The sequence below is a fragment of the Zestosphaera sp. genome (assembly GCA_038843015.1).
Classification (GTDB): Archaea; Thermoproteota; Thermoprotei_A; order Sulfolobales; family NBVN01; genus Zestomicrobium.
The window spans coordinates 32,808-50,059 of record JAWBSH010000007.1; the positions used below are offsets into that span (position 1 = coordinate 32,808).

Genomic DNA, 17,252 nt, shown 5'->3' on the forward strand with positions numbered 1-17,252 from the left:
ATATGTATTTCTTGGGGATTCCCAATACCGATAACCGAGAAAACCATGAGTTTCTATAGCAAGTACAAGAATAAGTACGGGACTGAACCAATATTCACTACTTGGTACGCCTACGACTCAGTCCACATGTGGGCTGAGGCAGTAAGGAAGGCGGGAAGCTTTGACGTAGATGCAGTAATCAACGCTCTAGAAACTAACGTGTTTGTAGGAGCTGCAGGAGTCTACGAGTTTACTAGAAGTCATACGTCGCTTCTGGCGCCTAACAGGATATACCCCGTCTACTTCCAGTGGCAGGGAGGAAAGAGAGTAGTTGTGTGGCCTTTCAGAGTAGTAGAGCCAGGAACAAAACTACTATTACCTGAGTTAGTAAACGGTACAAGAGTTTGGAGAACTATACCGTGGCCATAGGCTGGTTAAGATGGATGTTGATATATACAAGTACATACTTCTTTTTAGTATATTTCACTCTTCAACTTACCTAATGTTTTCTATAGGTTTTTCGATGTTGTTTGGTGTGGCTAAGATACCTAATCTCGCTTATGGCTCCCTATATATTTTTTCTTCGTACATTATGTACGCCCTCATTAGATACTTAGCTCTAGAGCCGGTAGTGGCTGCTTTAATAGCTGTGCTGGCTGCGGGGTCGATGGGGTTATTGATAGGAGAGACCGTAGTTAAGCCTGCTCTGAAAATGCCTGTAACCATATTTATAACTACCCTGGCTGTAGCATACATCTTCGAGGAGTTCTTCCGCATTGAGATGGGCTTGAGACCCATAACACTGCCCTTATATCCGGGAGTAACCTACGTTCTAGGAGTCCCTGTAAGTAACCACTGGTTCTTAGTTCTCGCGGCAAGCCTACTCATGTTTTCTCTACTGACGGTCTTCTTGAAATACACGGTGATAGGGAGGTCTATTAGAGCCGTTGCTGAGAGCTGGGACGAGTCTAGACGTTTAGGCATAAACCCGCTGAAAGTCTTGAGAGTGACTTTCTTTGTGTCGGGGATTTACGCCGGAGCCACGGGAGTCTTACTAACACCGCTTAAAGCTCTAACACCTACCGCAGGTTGGGGGCCTCTCTTCACCGCCTTCGCTATAGTTGCTTTGGGAGGCGTGGGAAGCGTGTCAGGCACTTTAATAGCTTCCTTCATTTATGGGTTTCTTGAGCAAACAATGACTTACGTTTTAGGGAGCGGAATAGCCAGCATATCACCCCTCATACTCATAATCCTAGTGTTAGTGTTTAGGCCTCAAGGTATTATGGGGAGGGCAGAATAAGATGGTCTTCGTCAAACGCAGTGCTAGAGACTTAATCATTAGTAAGACCCCCTTCCTCGCAGTACTTGCGGCTCTAGCTCTACTACCCCTCCTAGGTGTGGGAGGTTACTGGCTCGACGTGCTAACTAGAGTAAACTTATTCTTGCTAGTAACGCTAGCGATCGACCTGTATTCGGGGACGACCTACTACCTAAACCTAGGAATTTCATTTACTTTCGGGTTCGCCGGCTACGCGCTAGCACTACTAAACGTGTACTACAGCATACCAACCGAATACTCCCTACTCTTAGCCATACCTATCTCAGTCTTCTTTAGCTTAGTGATTCTATTACCTAGCCTCAAAATCAGGGGAGTCTACTTCGCTATACTATCTCTCCTCGTACCAATAGTTTACATAGGGATAGTCACTGCCCAGCCTTTTTCTCTCTACTTGGGTGGTGAGGGTGGCTTAAGATTCAAGCAGTTATTCCTAGACTTCGCCAGAAGTCTGCCATCTGATGTCAGACTTGTTTTCCTCCAGTACTCCTACTATTACATCTCATTAGCGGCTGCAGTGATCGGATACTTAGTAGCTTACAAGATAGGCTTCTCTGAATTCGGCTTCATGTTAAGAGCTATAGGGCAAGACGAGGAACTAGCTGAGGGCACTGGGATAAACACTCTTAAAGTAAAGATAATCGGATACTTAATATCTAGCTCATACGTGAGCATTGCTGGAGCGCTCTACGCGTCTATGAGGCCCCCAGTAACAGTCGACCTCGTAGTGCCAGCCAACACACTAATACCTCCCCTCACTTCAGCCATAGTGGGTGGGCTGGGAACCGTGGTAGGTCCTACTATAGCTAATTACCTGCTTCTACTCACTTACGAGCTAATGTGGGGATTCATAGGTAGGTGGAGAGTGATAGTCTACATGCTCCTCCTCATAACCATAATAGTGATCAGGCCTCAAGGACTCATCTTCAAGATCTACCTAGACTTAAAGAAGCGTTTAAGAGGTGTTCTCCGTGAGTGAGATCCTCAAATGTGAGGAAATAACGAAGAAGTTCGGGGGGCTCACAGCACTCAATAAAGTTAGCTTCAACGTAGATAGGGGAGAAATATTCGGCATTATAGGACCGAACGGCTCAGGAAAGACCACCCTACTCAACGTCATCACAGGACTCCTAAAACCTGAGGAGGGGAGAATCTTACTAGACAGTAAGGACATAACTAATCTGAAGCCTCATGAGAGAGTAAAACTAGGTATTGCCAGGATGTTTCAAGGAATGAGGGTCTTCCCCTACCTCCCAGTATACCTTAACGTAGAGCTCGTAGCTAGAGCTGTTTACGGCGACGTTAGACTAGCTAGAGCAAAAACATCCTGGGCTCTCACGATGAGCGGACTACTGCCTGAGGCAGGAGAATTACCTACGAAGCTAACACCTTATAAGCTGAGAATGCTTGAGTTCGCCAGGATCTTAGTGTCTAACCCTAAAGTAGCTTTGCTTGACGAGCCGTTCGCGGGACTCACTTCCGGCGAAGCTGAGACAATGATAGACCTAGTGAAGAAATTCAACTCTCTAGGGATCACTTTCGTAGTAGTTGAACATAAACTGAGATACTTGATGAAGATAGCTAATAGGGTAATGGTGCTAAACCAAGGAGTAAAGATAGCTGAAGGGAAGCCAGAAGATGTGGTCAGAAACCCTCAAGTAATCGAGGTATACTTGGGGGTGAGCTGAAGAAATGAATGAAGTTCTTGAAGTCAGGAATCTTAGGTCAGGTTACGGGCAGGTCCTGATCCTGAATGACGTGAGTTTTCTCGTAAGAAACAACGAGGTTGTCGGAATCATAGGCCCTAACGGAGCGGGCAAAACAACGCTACTTAAGACTATTCTAGGATACTTAAAACCCTGGAGTGGTGAAATAGTCTACTTAAGTAAGAGAATAGACGGACTAAATACCGAAAAAATAGTTTCACTAGGCATAGGGTACGTGCCTGAGAGGGGCGGGATACTTAGAACACTCACGGTGAAAGAGAATATAGAGTTAGTCACCGGGATATTTAAGGAGAGTTCTGAGAAGCTGAGAGAACTCCGCAAGCTCTTCCCCATAATAACTGAGAGAGCTTCTCAAGTAGCTGGTACTCTTAGTGGTGGTGAGCAGAAGATCCTCTCTATAGTTCTAGGACTACTAACAGCTAAAAAACTCCTCATAATGGACGAGCCGTCTGCCGGATTAGCACCAGTAGTTAGGAAGAAGCTCTCAGACCTCCTCAAGACAGTTGCTACCGAGTTAGAACTCTCGCTACTCATAACAGAGCAAGACCCTAGCCTAGTAGCTGACCTAGCAGACACAGTGTATGTCATGGAGAGAGGACATATCGTGAGAAGCGGAAAACCAGAGGAACTAATAAGAGTAGAAGTCTTGAGAGAATACTATCTAGGATTCTAATATATCACCACCTGCCACATCCGCACATACTCTCGGGTTAATTTACTGAAGACCCTAGTAGTGAGTCAAGCTCTTTTCAAGACAGTATTTTGAGGGTGAGCTCAGACACAAGCAGAAAAGTTAATGAATGTTGTTAGTATAATTCACCACAACTTGATTTACTCTGTTAACATTAACTTACTTTAAGTTTAGCGCAATTACTTTCTGGGTGATTTAATGAGGGAGAGACACGTCAAAATAGTTTCAACAGGTATTTATGTCCCACCAATAATAATGACTCCCGAGGAGTTTGAGAAGAAGACTGGTATCAAGGTAGACCCAGTATTTATGGAGAGGACCGGACTTAAAGTGAAGAGGGTTGCTCCTCCCGAGGAAACCCCTGCTACCATGGCTGCTAAAGCAGCTGAGATGGCATTAGAGAGAGCTAAAATGACTATAGAAGATATCGATTTAATAATTGTGGGTACTGACACTCCCGAAGCGATATCACCGCCCACCGCACCCAAGGTCCAAGCCCTCCTCAACGGTAGTAAAAGAGAAATACCTGCCTTCGATATCAACGCTTCTTGCGCGAACCCTGCTTACATGCTTGAATTAGGTACCTCCATGATTAAAGGCAATAAAAAGTACAGGAACGTTCTACTCATAGGGACATACGCGATGACGAGATTCTTGAGGTGGAAGTTTATGTGGGAGTGGATATTCTCTGACGGGGCTGGCGCAGTGATAATATCTGAGTCTGAAGAACCTGGTTACCTGGCAAGTAAGTTAAGAGCTGACGGAACCTTCTGGGACTACTGGGGCATCTTCATGGGTGCTTGGAAGCCTATATCTGAGCAAGTATCTGACGATACACTCCCGTACCTAGACTTAAGGAAAGCTTACCCCCCAGTCAACGACCAGTTCTGGCCCGTGTTAATTAAGGATGTCATGGAGCAAGCTAAGATATCCTTAGATGACATAACACAAATAATTTATACTCAGGTAAGACTCAAGACTATATTAGACGTCACTAAGTCTCTGGGTCTGCCAGAGAACCGAACACACTGGATAATGGATAAATACGGCTATACAGGCTCAGCATGCATATATATGGCGTTACATGACGCTCTAGAACAAGGCAAGGTAGAGAGGGGTAAGGTAGTCATTCTAGTTGCTTCAGGAGTTGGCTACCAGCAAGGTGCTATAGCTTTTAGATGGGTCTGAGTACTTCCAAGTTAACAATGTTAACTACTACCGTTATCTAGTCTCTAAACAACTTTTTTGAGGAGCGTGCATGGTATGCTGTTAAATGACCTCTTAAGCAACATTATTAAGAGTGGTAAGAAGCCTGCCCCCCTACTGATACCCAAGTCTTTCGGCCCCTTAAGCGGGGTGAGGATAATCTCGTCAGGAATTCTAATCGCGGAGCCTTTCGCGGCTTACCTAGCAGCTCTCTGGGGGGCTGAAGTAATACATGTTGAGAGACCTGGGGGAGACACCTACAGGCACTCACCACCCTTCATAGAACACGAAGGAAGAAAAGTCAATACTTGGTGGGCGCAAGAAAGACGTAACATGTTATCAATAGTCTTGAACTTAAAGTCAGAAAGAGGTAAGGAAGTGTTTCTTAAGTTGTTGAGGCAAGCTGACATATGGATGGAGAGTTCTATGCCAGGCACTTACGAGAAGTTAGGCATCACTGATGAGGTAGCGCATAAAATAAATCCGGAGTTAACTATAGTGCATGTCTCAGGGTTCGGTCATTGGGGTGACGAGAAATACTTGGGCCTCCCAGCATACGACGCTATAGCGGCTGCTTTCAGCGGCTGGATGAGCTTAAACGGCTTCCCAGAAACACCTCCGTATAAGCCATTCCCCTACACAGGAGATTACCTGACAGCGCTTCACGCGCTATCGGCTGCTCTAGCCGGGTACATACACGCTAAAAGAACTGGCAAAGGAGTCTCTATAGACGTAGCTCAGTTTGAAGCAATCGCAAACACTTTCGGTGGTCTCTGGATACAGACAATCGAGTTAGGTGATACGCCGACTAGAAGAGGAAACAAAGACATCTACTTCCAACCATACGACATATTCAAAACATCGAACGGCGAGTACGTCTTCATAGGCGCTCTAGGCTATGACGTCTTTAAGAGACTCTGCAACGCGCTCGGCGTAAACTTCGACGAGTGGAAAGACGTTCACTACGCGCCCGGAATGCATACGGAGAAGGGGAAAGCCTTCGACTCTATACTTAGAGAATGGGTATCGAGGAAAACTTCCGACGAAGTAATTGAGATTCTTAAGAGACACAACGTGCCCTGCTTTAAGGTCTACACACTCAAAGACGCCTTAAACGACCCACACTACAACTCCAGGAAGGACTTCATTGAGTGGTCTGATGAGAGCCTCAAAAAGAGTATTAGTGGATGGGGCGTAATACCCAAATTCAAGATGGAAGAAGAACCAAGAGTTTGGAGAGGCTCACCAAGGCTAGGTCAAGATGCTAGACTAATCCTGAGTAGGCTACTTGACTACACCGCAGATGAGGTAGAAGAACTGATTAAAAGTAATGACGTGTGTTGTGAGTGAAATGCCTTACGTGAGAGTTAATGATGTTGACATTTATTACGAGGATCACGGGTCTGGAGAGCCTGTCGTATTACTTAACGGTATATTCATGAATACTAAGAGCTGGTATCTGCAGTTAAAGCCTCTAGTGAGTAGAGGTTATAGAGTTATACTGCATGACATGAGAGGTCAGTGGAGTTCTGGAAAGCCTGACTGCGCTGACTGCTATAGCTTAGAGATTCACGCTGACGACCTTAAGCAACTCTTGGACAAACTCAACGTTAAGAAAGCACATATCATCGGGACCTCATACGGCGGTGAGGTCGGAATGTATTTCACGATTAAGTACCCAGACTACGTGAACGACTTAACACTAATAACCTCAGTTAGTGAAGTACATGAGGAACTAAGGACTACTGCCTTAAGGTGGTTAGAGGGAGCTCTAAGCAACGACCCTAAGAAGTTTGTTCTCTCCTGGATCAACGACGTCTACTCAGATTCTTTCATAGAGAAGTCAGGTCCTCAATTACTTGAGAGACTCATAAGCCTATACTCGAGCGGTTTTGACTTCAGGAGCGCTACATACCTCCTCAAAGCATTTCTTAAACTAATTGAAGAGCCGCTGACCCCCAAACTAAGAAACATAAGTCAACCAACACTAGTTATAGCCGCTGAGAAAGACAGAGTCAAGCCTCCTAAATACTCAGAGATAATAGCTAAGAACATAACTAACTCAACCTACACTATAGTTAACGACGCCGGACACGCAGTAGTGATAGAGAAGCCCGCCATCATTAACTACCTACTGATTGGATTCTTATACAGCCACCCACTAAGCACTACGTAAAAGATATTAGTGAGAAGTTTTTGAAGGAGTGATTGTCCGCACCCACTAACTAGCTTTTCAGGCGTTTTGATTATCTCGAGTTTTCCTGGATGCTACTTATCCCACCTCGCCATTCCCTATCCTCGCCTACTTTTATGTATAAGGTCTAGTCTAGAAAGGCCATAAAACAGCATGAACGCCCACACTAAGTTTTGAGTCTTAAACAGAAATCATCAGCAACTTAAATCACGAAAAGAACTCGAACTAAATCACTAGTAAAGTAGCCCTTAAATCCTGAAAGTTAGAGTCTCCTGGAATACTCAGCTATTAACGGATCTGCTATTACGTAGTAGTCGTTTTTCTTCTCCACAATACTTAGCTCTACGAGAGTCTTAAGAAGTCTAGTGATTTGCGCGTTTTGCAAGGGTCTACCAAGCCATGCCTCAACAGCTCTTTTTATACCTGACCAAGTGCTTATGCCTAGAGATATTGCTTTCAATACATGCATGTAGTGTCTTGATCTCCTAAAAACCTCATCAACTTCTTTCTGAACAAGCTTTAAAGCTCTCTCAGTAACCTCATCAACTGCTTCTGTGATAGGCTTGTGTGACTCTATAATTAGGCACCCGAAGTAGGTGAGCCAGCCAACTATCCCGTCAACTCTCTCATATACTTTCTGAAGAACATCATCACTAACCAACATATTAGCTTCCTCAAATCCTCTCTTGAGAAACTCAAGAGATTTTTCCCTATTAAACCTCTCAAGTCTAACCACCCTGACATACCTGCCGTAGAGAGGGCTTGAAGGAACGTCTAACCTAAGCGTATTTAGCAAGAGACCTACTTCAGACCCAGTCAACACGAACCTCAAATTAGGTAGGTTATCGTACGCATATGCTAGAATGCTCTTAAAGTCTGCTTTACCCTTACCACCACTAATGTTTCTGAGGATCTGCGCCTCGTCGAAAGCTACTACGACAAATCCCTTCTCAGCTTCCCTCTCACCAAATTGATTAAGCTTGTTAAGTACCCTAGTAAGAGTTAAGGACTTCTCACGCCAATCAAATTCTACTTTAACTCCATAAACTCCAACACCCTTAATACTTCTCAGGTAATCAACTAGGTTACTCCATTTAGATACAGTGTTAGTTAGCGCTTCAGACAATAACCTGTAGAAAGCTACTCTACTGTAGCCTTCTTCTTCTAACATCCTCAGATCTAGGTAAACGTAAGGAGCATTAAGCTCATTTAGAGAGACCTTCAAAACAGAAGTCTTACCAACTCTCCTGATGCCCAAAAGAAGCGTTAAAGGCGTCTTAAGGACAGAGTTTTTAAGCTCGTTAATTTCTTCTTCTCTATCAAAGAGATCGCTTCTGCGACTCTTTGGCTTAGGGTCAAACAACATCAAGTAACACCCCTAATACTTAGTAACACCCCAGATACTTAAATATTTAACAACTTATTGAGTTCTCATAGCGTTGCGAGAATAATGTAAAGATTCTCAGCACTCGATCCTTACCCGCAGGTCTGTACTTGCTAGTGTAACCCACCTCTCCACGTCTAGGTACGTGTTAATAGCTTTAAACGTGACTCCCTTCTCAGACGCGTATCTCATGACGTGAATTATCTCAGGGTCTCCTTGACAGTAGGGTTTAAAACCTGTTACACTAGGTAGAGAAGCCATGAAAATAACGTATGGTTTAAAAATACTTGAGTAGTCTGCTAAAACCTTAAACTGTCTCTTCCCCCTAGTAGTCGGGCAGTCAGGATACGACGCGTAATTACCGTCCACTCTCAGCACAGCGCTCTTCAGCTCAGCAAGCCTTACACCATCAACGCACTCCAGAGCATAATCTATGACCTCCCCCACCAATCTAAAATTCCTTTTGCGTAAGACGCACCCAGTTAGCCAAGGTATGAGTCTACGCTCAAGCAAGTACTCAAATACTTTGCTTTGAGTGAGAGTATCTAGTATAGCGTAACCTTCAACGTCCTTAACCGCTACCAGCCTATACTTAAGTTTAGACCCTTCTATGACGCTACATAGTCCCTCCCTACCATAAACAATATACTCACTCAACCTCCCAGTATTAGTTAAGTGGGCTAAGCTAGCTTCCCCACCTACCACCACTCGAACTGTGAAGCGGTTTAGCCTCTCAATCAACTCACAATCAATCAAATTATTGAGTTTTAAAAGTCTCACGACTCATCACCTAATCAAAAGAACACAGCAAGAGAAATAATATAACAAAACTGTTTAACTAAAAACTAATGAGAAATTAAGTTTACTGACGTCTTAAGCGCGTTAAAGCCTCGATCAATAATATGATGAGATTGATGATCATTAATACTCCGATAAGAGAAGTTACTAAGCTCACGTCACTCGAGGTTTTTAGTTCTACTCTATTAATTCGGTCAAGTATGCTACTTTCTAGTCTTGCCATATTCTGGTCTATGTTTGAGGATATCTCGGACGGCATCATCTCTACCTTATACACCATCTGTCTAAAGTATGTGTCTAGGCTCTGAATCAAGCTACTCGTTAAGTTGGTTAAGAGATTTACACCTTCACTAACGCTGTGTAAGCCTGCTGACGTGTAATTACTTAAGGTATTCATGCTTAGGAGTAGCTGATTAAGCACAGAAGTTATGTTGCCGTAATAAGATAGTATCTCTCTCTTAAATACTGACTCTCTTACGTATATGTTGTTGGAGGCGATTATTTCGCCGTCTTCCGTTCTCACGCTCAACACGTGTGTTCCTTCAAAGTATTCAGGTATGGTTATAGTGAGTCTTAACGGGTTAACGTCTCTCGTTCTAACGCTAGACAAGAGGTTGTCATCAATATACACAAACAGCGTGGTATTTACGGGGTGACCCGAAATACTTAGCTCGAGCACTCCTCCCGCCCTCGGCTCTCTAGTCAAAACATCTAATCTCGTGTTAACGTAGAATATCGCCTCACCGTAGTACATGCCCTCACTAACTACTACAACCTTATGAATGCCTCTCTCAAGGTTCGGCACTCTCAACTTAATAATAGACGTCTCGTTCTTGCCTATAACGTCTCTCAAGACTACGATGTTGTCAATTAACACAGAATATATTGTGCCAGGCAAGGGCGGAATCTCAATAGTTATTACGTCGCCCACGTATACGTTAAGCGGGACTACAGAAATCCCTATCGGTTTAACAGCAACCCAAGAGACAGCCCTATAGAGTATTTCTTTGGCGTCATCACTCCAGTGATCCATGTTAGTCCATAACTCAGGAGCTAAGCCAGCTAACAAAGCCCACCTAGTCCCGTACTGAGTCACCTTAACCCCAATACCTATCCCTCTTACCCCAGCAGTCTCTGCACCTATGTAAGCTATCACGTCGCCGTCCCACTTACTAAACCACGCGTAGTCGTAGTCGCCCCCGTACACCAGGTAAACTCTCTCACCCACCTCGTACCCAGCCACTATAGGATGTTTCTGATTTATAACGTAGTAAACAGGTCCATCACCATAACTAGCGCCGACACTAGCCGGGTTCCTATAATAGTAGTAAAGAATGTTGATTCCGTACGGGTATTCTTTGATATACCTATACTCAAAGTAGTTATTCAGGAACACTACACCTACCCCGAGCTGGTAAGTTAAGTTAAGTACTTTCTCAAAAGTTTGCCGATCAGGCCATAAGTCAGAATATCCTAAGTATTCACCGGCCAACACGAGCACGTCGTAAAAGTTGAGTTCCCTGCATAGAGAGTCCCAATTTCTGAAAGCCTGAGCGTACCACCCTCTCGACTGCAACAATAACGTGATTTGCCCCGAGAAATCGATCATCACGGCAGCTCTAGGTCTCCTATACAAAGACTCCGCAACATAGCTAGTCTCCCCCACACTAACAACAACTGTTTCTTCAGCTTCGTAATAGCCTTTAGCGTAAATCCTCACCTTGTAGACTCCCTCAGGAAGCCAGACAACGAACGTGCCGCTCTCGTTAGTGTAGCTTCTTACAGGCGTGTTCATAACGGCAATTTCTGCATTCTTAATTGGAAGACCGGTATCAGCAGCAAATACTTTGCCAGCCACCCACCCATAAGGCACCCGATCTAAAACCACGTTGACTTCCGTAAAAGCAGATATGGAGATGAGTCGAGGATAACCGGCACTGACGGTAGACTCATCCACAGAGTCTGCCATACTGTTTGTAGTGTTTGTAGTTATCCCTAAAACCCAAACTACCGTGTTGAAGAGTAGTCTCCTCATATTTAAAGAATACTGAAGGTCCTGACCACTCTCCATATACCTAGCCCAGTGATAACTACCGCCCACACTCATGAAGACCCATCGAGCCGCTTCCGAAGACCTCTGCCAAGCAACCAAGCCATAGCCGTAGAGGACACCCCCTTGAACAAGCTCCCCTAAGTAAGTCAACTCACCGCTACCTGGCTGAAGGAACCCCTGATACGCTGAGAAATCCACACGACTCGATGGCGACACCCCAACGTAAAACCTAGTGCCCTCATCAAAACTTATCCCGGCAAAGAAGCTACTATTCGGTTCTAAAGCATTCATCATCATGCCCACACTATAGCCTTCAGTCCTGTAGAGAGGTGCAGGATACCCCCTCGAGTTGACAGCGTCTCTATACTTGTAGAGTAAGTAACCTCCAAAGTTATAGTAAGTACCCCAAGAATCGAGGAATATGAGTGAAGTGTTCTTACTATCCATACTACTCAAGAAGTCAACTAACCTGCCTGACCCCGGGTCACTGCCTAAGTAATTTATTATTATAGCCTTATAGAGTCTCCCCGCCTGCAGAGGCTCAAGCAACTCTATAGCGTAGCTCGGGTATCCTTGAGAAACTAGCGCCTGCCTAATGTCATCACCGAATATCTCTCTGTCTTTCGACATCACTCCAATCAAGAACGTAGTATCTACCGAAACGAATTGCTCGCCCGGACTCAAATGGATGCTGTATGTTCTCGTGGCATAGTACTCCTTAGAAGCTACTAGAGTATAGACCCCAGGAGGTATTCTATCAAACGTTACGTAGCCGGTAGAGTTCGTGACTCTGCTGACTCCCAACTCTAGAATACTCACTTCAACTCCTTGTAGAGGTTCCCCGCTGAGAAGCTCATATACCTGGACATACGCAATCGCCTGAGAACTTATAGGGTAGAGCTGAAAATCAGCTAGTACTAGCTCACCTTCTCCCACGACTACTTGTTTAGTCTCGTTAAAGTAACCCTCTACGAGAGTTCTTAACGTGTACCTCCCCGGCTGAATCGATACCTGATAAAATCCTCTAGTGTCAGTGCGTGCCGACATATTAACTTCTACCACGAATACAGATGCGTTGATTATTGGCTCTCCAGTAGTCTTGTCCGTGACTAGCCCTGCTATCGTCCCATTATATATAACAACGTCAACCTCTACCCACTTCTCGTGATAACCGAACCTCTTAAATACTATCGTGTAGTGTCCAGGGTCTAGTGGAAGGACATAATAACCTGACATGTTAGTTTGAGTATGTGACACTATAGTTCCTCTGTGGTCGTACGCATATACATCAACATGCGGTACCGGCGTCATGTCGTAGCTATCGTAAACGAACCCCCTAACACCACTAATTTTCGAGATTTCTACAGCTTTCTTAATAGCCTGATACGCGTCGACAATCCCCCAACCATATCTAGTGTCTTGACCGGGCGCTCCTAAATCAAGAGCAGTACTCACGAGAACCTCATAGACCTTTAAAGGAATCTCAGGCACTGGGTACTTATCCCACTTAGTGGCTTGATAAATTAACGCGACTAATCCTGCCACGTGAGGAGTTGCCATAGATGTTCCACTCCATGCAGCATAACCCCCTCCAGGTATACTTGAAACTATTCTTACTCCAGGCGCGGCGAAATCAGGTTTTAAGTAGACTTGAGGGTAAGTGCCGTTGAAGGGCCAGTCCGGAGGTATGTACGGCCAGTAAATCCTAGCGCCTCCAGAGAAAGAAGCAACATCATCGTTTTCATCTGTCGCGCCGATACCGAAAACACCCCATATATTGCCTGGGTTGTCATGCGTGCCGGGCCCTCCATTACCTATCGCTGCCACAGGAACTATATTAAGTAATAACAGATGCTTGATAGGAGTCAGAAATTCAGAACCATAGTAATTTCTGGCTCCCCAACTCATGGAAACTACGTGTGGTGCGATGCCTGTGTAGACCCGCTCGCCAGTACTTGCATCAATGTAGTATGGGTCGGCAGCCCACTCTATAGCAGCAAGCGTTTGAGCGAATGTTCCGCTCCCGTAAGGTAGTGCTAGTACGTGCATCAGCGTCGCACCCGGCGCAACACCTATCAATATGTTCTTGGTGTCGCCTCCCAACGCAGTCCCGCTAGTATGCGTCCCGTGTCCGTGTGTGTCTTGAGGCGTCATCAAGTAGGGTCTCCCAGCACTGTCAAAAGCCATCCACCCGCCCGGATAGTACGGGTTGTTAGGATCTAGAGTGAAGAGTTTTCCGCTGAGGGCTGGGTGACTTATGTCTACTCCCGTATCTATGACGCATATTCTCGTTCCAGACCCATTATAACCCATCTCCCAAACTTCAGGTGCTCTAATCCTCTCTACACCCCAAGAAACCACCTCACTAGATGCTGTGATATTCCTCTCAACTACGTACATGTCTACAGTGACCTCGAAATTGGGGACTATCTTCTCGACTAGGGAATTCCTAGCTATAATAGGTAGTGAGTTAGTCTTTATCTTGACTAAAATGGCGTTAGTGATCCAGAAGTTACTGAGTATTTCCCCACCCAAACTCAGCACTAATTGCTTAACATCGCTCTGAGTCACGTAAGAGTATGATTTAAGAGTTTTCCTAACTTCCTCGACTCCCTTAAAATACTTTATTGTCTGGAGCTTACCATAGTCAAGATTCTTTAGCATAATAACAACTTCTCTTACCTCATCCCTTCGAATCAAGTCAAGAAGCTCTGGGTCAATCTTATGTAGAAAGAGCTCTTCTGAGTCTTCAGCGAGGACGTAATTAATCGTGGGTAGTGACGCGAAGAGTAACATAAAAATTAAACATAAAACGAAAAATAACTTAAGCTTCATTTCTTGTCTCCTCTCTATTTCTTGAAGGCAGTCCTAGCCACTACCATGCCTAGAACTAAACCCACCACCAACAGAGCCCCGCCGACACCGAGGGTAGTCATGATATCCATCACTGAAGTAGTCACGGTATCCGTACTCGTCACGGTGATTCCGGTAGTTTGAGTTTTAGTCTCAACACGTGTGGTGATGACTGTAGCTGTCGTCTCGCGAGTTTCAGTAACTGTTCTTTGAGTTGTGTAGGTTGTTACCTCAGTAATTAACTCAGTCGTCGTGAGAGTCTCTGTTGTGGTTAAGGTCTCCGTTATGAGATCCACGACTGTTCTAGTTGCTGTAGTTGTTGCCGTAGTAGTGACCGTGCTAACTTCTGTGGTCGTAGTTATTTCTGCGGGCGGGTTGCCGGTAGTAGTAGCTATATGTGTAGTAACGTCTACGAGGCTCCCATATAACGAGTAGCTATAAATATTAGGTAGCTGGTAGACTAGAGTGAGGTGTACTTCTGTGACGCTCATGGGCGGTCTCACTGCCTCGAGCATGACTCTAGACACGTTGACGTCCTCAGGGAAGTCTCCATAAACCCACTTAAGCATCTCTGGCTTGTCTTCAAGTAAGTATTGCTTGTTCATCTTTGCCACAAAGAAGTCTTTACCCCCCTCCGTAAACGATGCTGTATAACCTGAGACGTACACGTAGTTAGCGTCAGACCTAACAGCGTAAGCCATGTCTGTGTCAACCCCGCCAAAATACACGAAAGACACTAACTCACCAGAAGACTTGTCAACGAGTGCTACAAAAGCGTCATAATTTGATTGAATCCCGGCATAGTAACTTGTCGTGGCCCCCACCACGTAAACGTAGTCTTTGTCAACGTAGAGAGCGTAAGGAACTTCAGACCCATCACCACCGAACCTAACTAACCATAAAATCTCGCCTTCCATGCTAATCTTAGCTACCAAAGCGTCGGGATTCCCCGTCGTGGTGTTGTAGGTTGCGCCCTCAACATATATGTACCCGTCATCATCTATAATCACGCTATCTAGCCTGTCCAGAGCGGGAGTACCAAATGCTAGCGACCACTCTACCATACCATCTTCTGTGAGCTTAATCAACCAACAGTCATATCCTCCCGCCCCAAAACTGTTTGTTTGCCCAGCAGCTATCACGTACTCCTGATCAGAAGTTAAGTTATGCCATGTAGCTACGCTCCACACGTAATCATACTGCGACCCACCAGCAACCAAAGACCACAAGACCCCGCCAGACATGTCAACCTTAACTATGAAAGCATCAATCTTAGTAGCTCCGAGGCCCATAGTATACCCACCTAAGTAAAGCGTATTATTTCTGCCTACTGCTAAGCGCCAGAAGACATCAAGCTGTGGAGAACCGTAAGTATTGAACAACTTTACCGTGCCATTCTCATAGAAAGCAAGTAAATACGCGTCAGTTCCTCCAGCGCCATATCCCGTTACTTGGCCTACAGCATAAATCACCTTATCAACTATTTTAAAATCTCTGCCCATGAATGAACCACTACCATAAATTATGACGTTCTTAACGTTCTCACCATATCTGCTAATCTTAGACATTATTAGAGAACTATAGCCAAGCGGCTTCCAATAATCACTCTGTCCAAAGACATAAACGTAGCCTCTATCACCTAGCTCCAAACCCCACCATGGGTAGTCTTCCCCAGGAGTCCCTAGAGTCACCAACCATGTACCCGGGTAAACACTCAGTGACCCAGGCGACGACATAGCTAACCCCGTACCTAGGTTAACAGACGTAATCAGAGCTGTTAATAGCAAGCACATCAACGAGAATATCATGACCTTACTATATTCTGAGTCATGCATATTCTCACCTATACTTGTTTAACAAGAATTTCTTGTTGTGAGTAATATATAAATTTAAAATGATGATTCTGAGAGACTGAGTAATAAAATATTTATTATTTTCCCATAATTCTAAATAATATTTTACAAAATCTCATGAAATCTCTAATAATTATTTTGAAACTCTTTAAATAATTTACGGAATATCAAATCTCCTTTATGGTCGTGATGTTTAGTTTAAGAAACTATTCATGAATCTTTTAAGGATTCAGCTCTTGTGTTAGCTTCATTACTTTATTTTTGTTTCCCTGCATCTCGCTTGGGTTTTCATTGGGCTTGAAAGCGTTCGGGGGCTCCTAAACCCTCACGTCTTGAGTAGCTTGGGGAGAGCCCGCTTTACGGGACTCTCAAACCCTCATCAAATTACTCCCACGCATGAAGCACTAGAAACACTTACAAGCGTTCCTATCAGCATCAACCAACATGAACAGATACAAAACCCGAGACAGCTACATGAGGCATTAGAGTAAGACATTAATTTTAGTGTTTAGTTTTGTATGGGGAGGTTAAATGAGGTGTGATTGTTTCTTTGAAACTGTGTCGAGTAGGTCTAGTGTGAGGTGGTTTAAGAGTGATTCGGTACCGGATGATGTCTTGCTTAAGATTCTTGAGGCCGGGATTAGAGCTCCTAACGCGGGTAATAGTGAGCAGTGGTTTTTCATAGTTGTTAGAGACCCTGAGGTCAGGAGTAGACTACATAGTCTGCTCTTAGAAGCTCACGAATTTTACGCTACACGAGCTCTCAAAACTCCATTACCTCCCGATAAAGTGAGTAAGTGGGTTCAGAGGATTCGTGATGGCATGTATTTAGCGCCTACGTATATAGCAGGCTACGTGGACTTAAGAAGAACCACACATGTTGAGGATTTGCTAGAGACGGAGAAAATATTCGCAATACAGTCTGTTGCTGCAGCTCTAGAGAATATGTTGTTAGTAGCTCACGCGCTCGGGTTAGGTGCTGTGTGGTTGGGTGTGCCCCTACTACTAAAGAATAGGTTTGATGAGCTACTTAAGCCACCAGAAGGTTGTGACTTGCAAGGGATTATAGCGCTAGGCTATCCTGCAGAGACTCCTAAAGCCAGACCTAGGAAGTCGTTGAATGAGGTAGTCCGATTTATTTGAGTATAGTTTTAATCTAGGGAATCTGGGAAGTAGTG

13 protein-coding genes are annotated in these 17,252 nt (G+C 44.7%); 9 read left to right on the plus strand and 4 right to left on the minus strand.

Annotation, left to right across the window (positions count from 1 at the left end):
- The 8 genes from QXL29_05995 to QXL29_06030 all read left to right on the plus strand — a co-directional run.
- Nucleotides 1–408 (plus strand): ABC transporter substrate-binding protein (locus tag QXL29_05995; GenBank protein MEM2284143.1); only part of this gene is annotated, 408 nt, incomplete at its 5' end.
- Nucleotides 409–418: 10 nt separating this feature from the next.
- The gene (locus tag QXL29_06000) at nucleotides 419–1,279 is read left to right on the plus strand and encodes a branched-chain amino acid ABC transporter permease (protein MEM2284144.1); all 861 of its coding nucleotides are present in this window, start codon (nucleotides 419–421) and stop codon (nucleotides 1,277–1,279) included.
- A gap of 1 nt (nucleotide 1,280) precedes the next feature.
- Entirely contained in the window at nucleotides 1,281–2,294 is a 1,014-nt protein-coding gene (locus tag QXL29_06005) for a branched-chain amino acid ABC transporter permease (protein MEM2284145.1), read from the plus strand.
- Nucleotides 2,287–3,003, plus strand: coding sequence for an ABC transporter ATP-binding protein (locus QXL29_06010; GenBank protein ID MEM2284146.1), 717 nt, complete (start codon nucleotides 2,287–2,289; stop codon nucleotides 3,001–3,003). Before QXL29_06005 ends, QXL29_06010 begins: the two co-directional genes overlap by 8 nt.
- Nucleotides 3,004–3,007: 4 nt before the next feature.
- Entirely contained in the window at nucleotides 3,008–3,715 is a 708-nt protein-coding gene (locus tag QXL29_06015; GenBank protein MEM2284147.1) for an ATP-binding cassette domain-containing protein, read from the plus strand.
- Nucleotides 3,716–3,931: 216 nt separating this feature from the next.
- On the plus strand, nucleotides 3,932–4,921 hold the full coding sequence (locus QXL29_06020; protein MEM2284148.1) for a ketoacyl-ACP synthase III: 990 nt from the start codon (nucleotides 3,932–3,934) through the stop codon (nucleotides 4,919–4,921).
- A gap of 75 nt (nucleotides 4,922–4,996) precedes the next feature.
- Complete coding sequence (locus QXL29_06025) at nucleotides 4,997–6,289, plus strand: CaiB/BaiF CoA-transferase family protein (protein MEM2284149.1); 1,293 nt, start codon at nucleotides 4,997–4,999, stop codon at nucleotides 6,287–6,289.
- A gap of 1 nt (nucleotide 6,290) precedes the next feature.
- Complete coding sequence (locus QXL29_06030; GenBank protein ID MEM2284150.1) at nucleotides 6,291–7,115, plus strand: alpha/beta hydrolase; 825 nt, start codon at nucleotides 6,291–6,293, stop codon at nucleotides 7,113–7,115.
- Between the two features lie 280 nt (nucleotides 7,116–7,395).
- On the opposite strand, the gene QXL29_06035 is transcribed toward QXL29_06030, so the two are convergent.
- The 4 genes from QXL29_06035 to QXL29_06050 all read right to left on the minus strand — a co-directional run bounded on the left by QXL29_06035 (nucleotide 7,396) and on the right by QXL29_06050 (nucleotide 16,056).
- Nucleotides 7,396–8,499: an ATP-binding protein gene (locus QXL29_06035; GenBank protein MEM2284151.1), complete on the minus strand. Its 1,104-nt coding sequence runs from the start codon at nucleotides 8,497–8,499 to the stop codon at nucleotides 7,396–7,398.
- A 96-nt stretch (nucleotides 8,500–8,595) separates the two neighbouring features.
- Nucleotides 8,596–9,297 (minus strand): DNA/RNA nuclease SfsA, encoded by a 702-nt coding sequence (sfsA, locus tag QXL29_06040; protein MEM2284152.1) that lies wholly within the window; start codon nucleotides 9,295–9,297, stop codon nucleotides 8,596–8,598.
- Between the two features lie 82 nt (nucleotides 9,298–9,379).
- Nucleotides 9,380–14,203 carry a S8 family serine peptidase gene (locus QXL29_06045; GenBank protein MEM2284153.1) on the minus strand — a complete coding sequence of 1,608 codons (4,824 nt, stop codon included), beginning with the start codon at nucleotides 14,201–14,203 and terminating at the stop codon, nucleotides 9,380–9,382.
- A gap of 14 nt (nucleotides 14,204–14,217) precedes the next feature.
- Nucleotides 14,218–16,056, minus strand: a complete 1,839-nt coding sequence (locus tag QXL29_06050; protein MEM2284154.1) for a hypothetical protein — start codon at nucleotides 16,054–16,056, stop codon at nucleotides 14,218–14,220.
- Nucleotides 16,057–16,605: 549 nt separating this feature from the next.
- Here QXL29_06050 and QXL29_06055 point away from each other — a divergent pair.
- A complete protein-coding gene (locus QXL29_06055) occupies nucleotides 16,606–17,217 on the plus strand; it encodes a nitroreductase family protein (GenBank protein MEM2284155.1) in 612 nt (203 codons plus the stop codon).
- The last annotated feature ends 35 nt before the right edge of the window (nucleotides 17,218–17,252 follow it).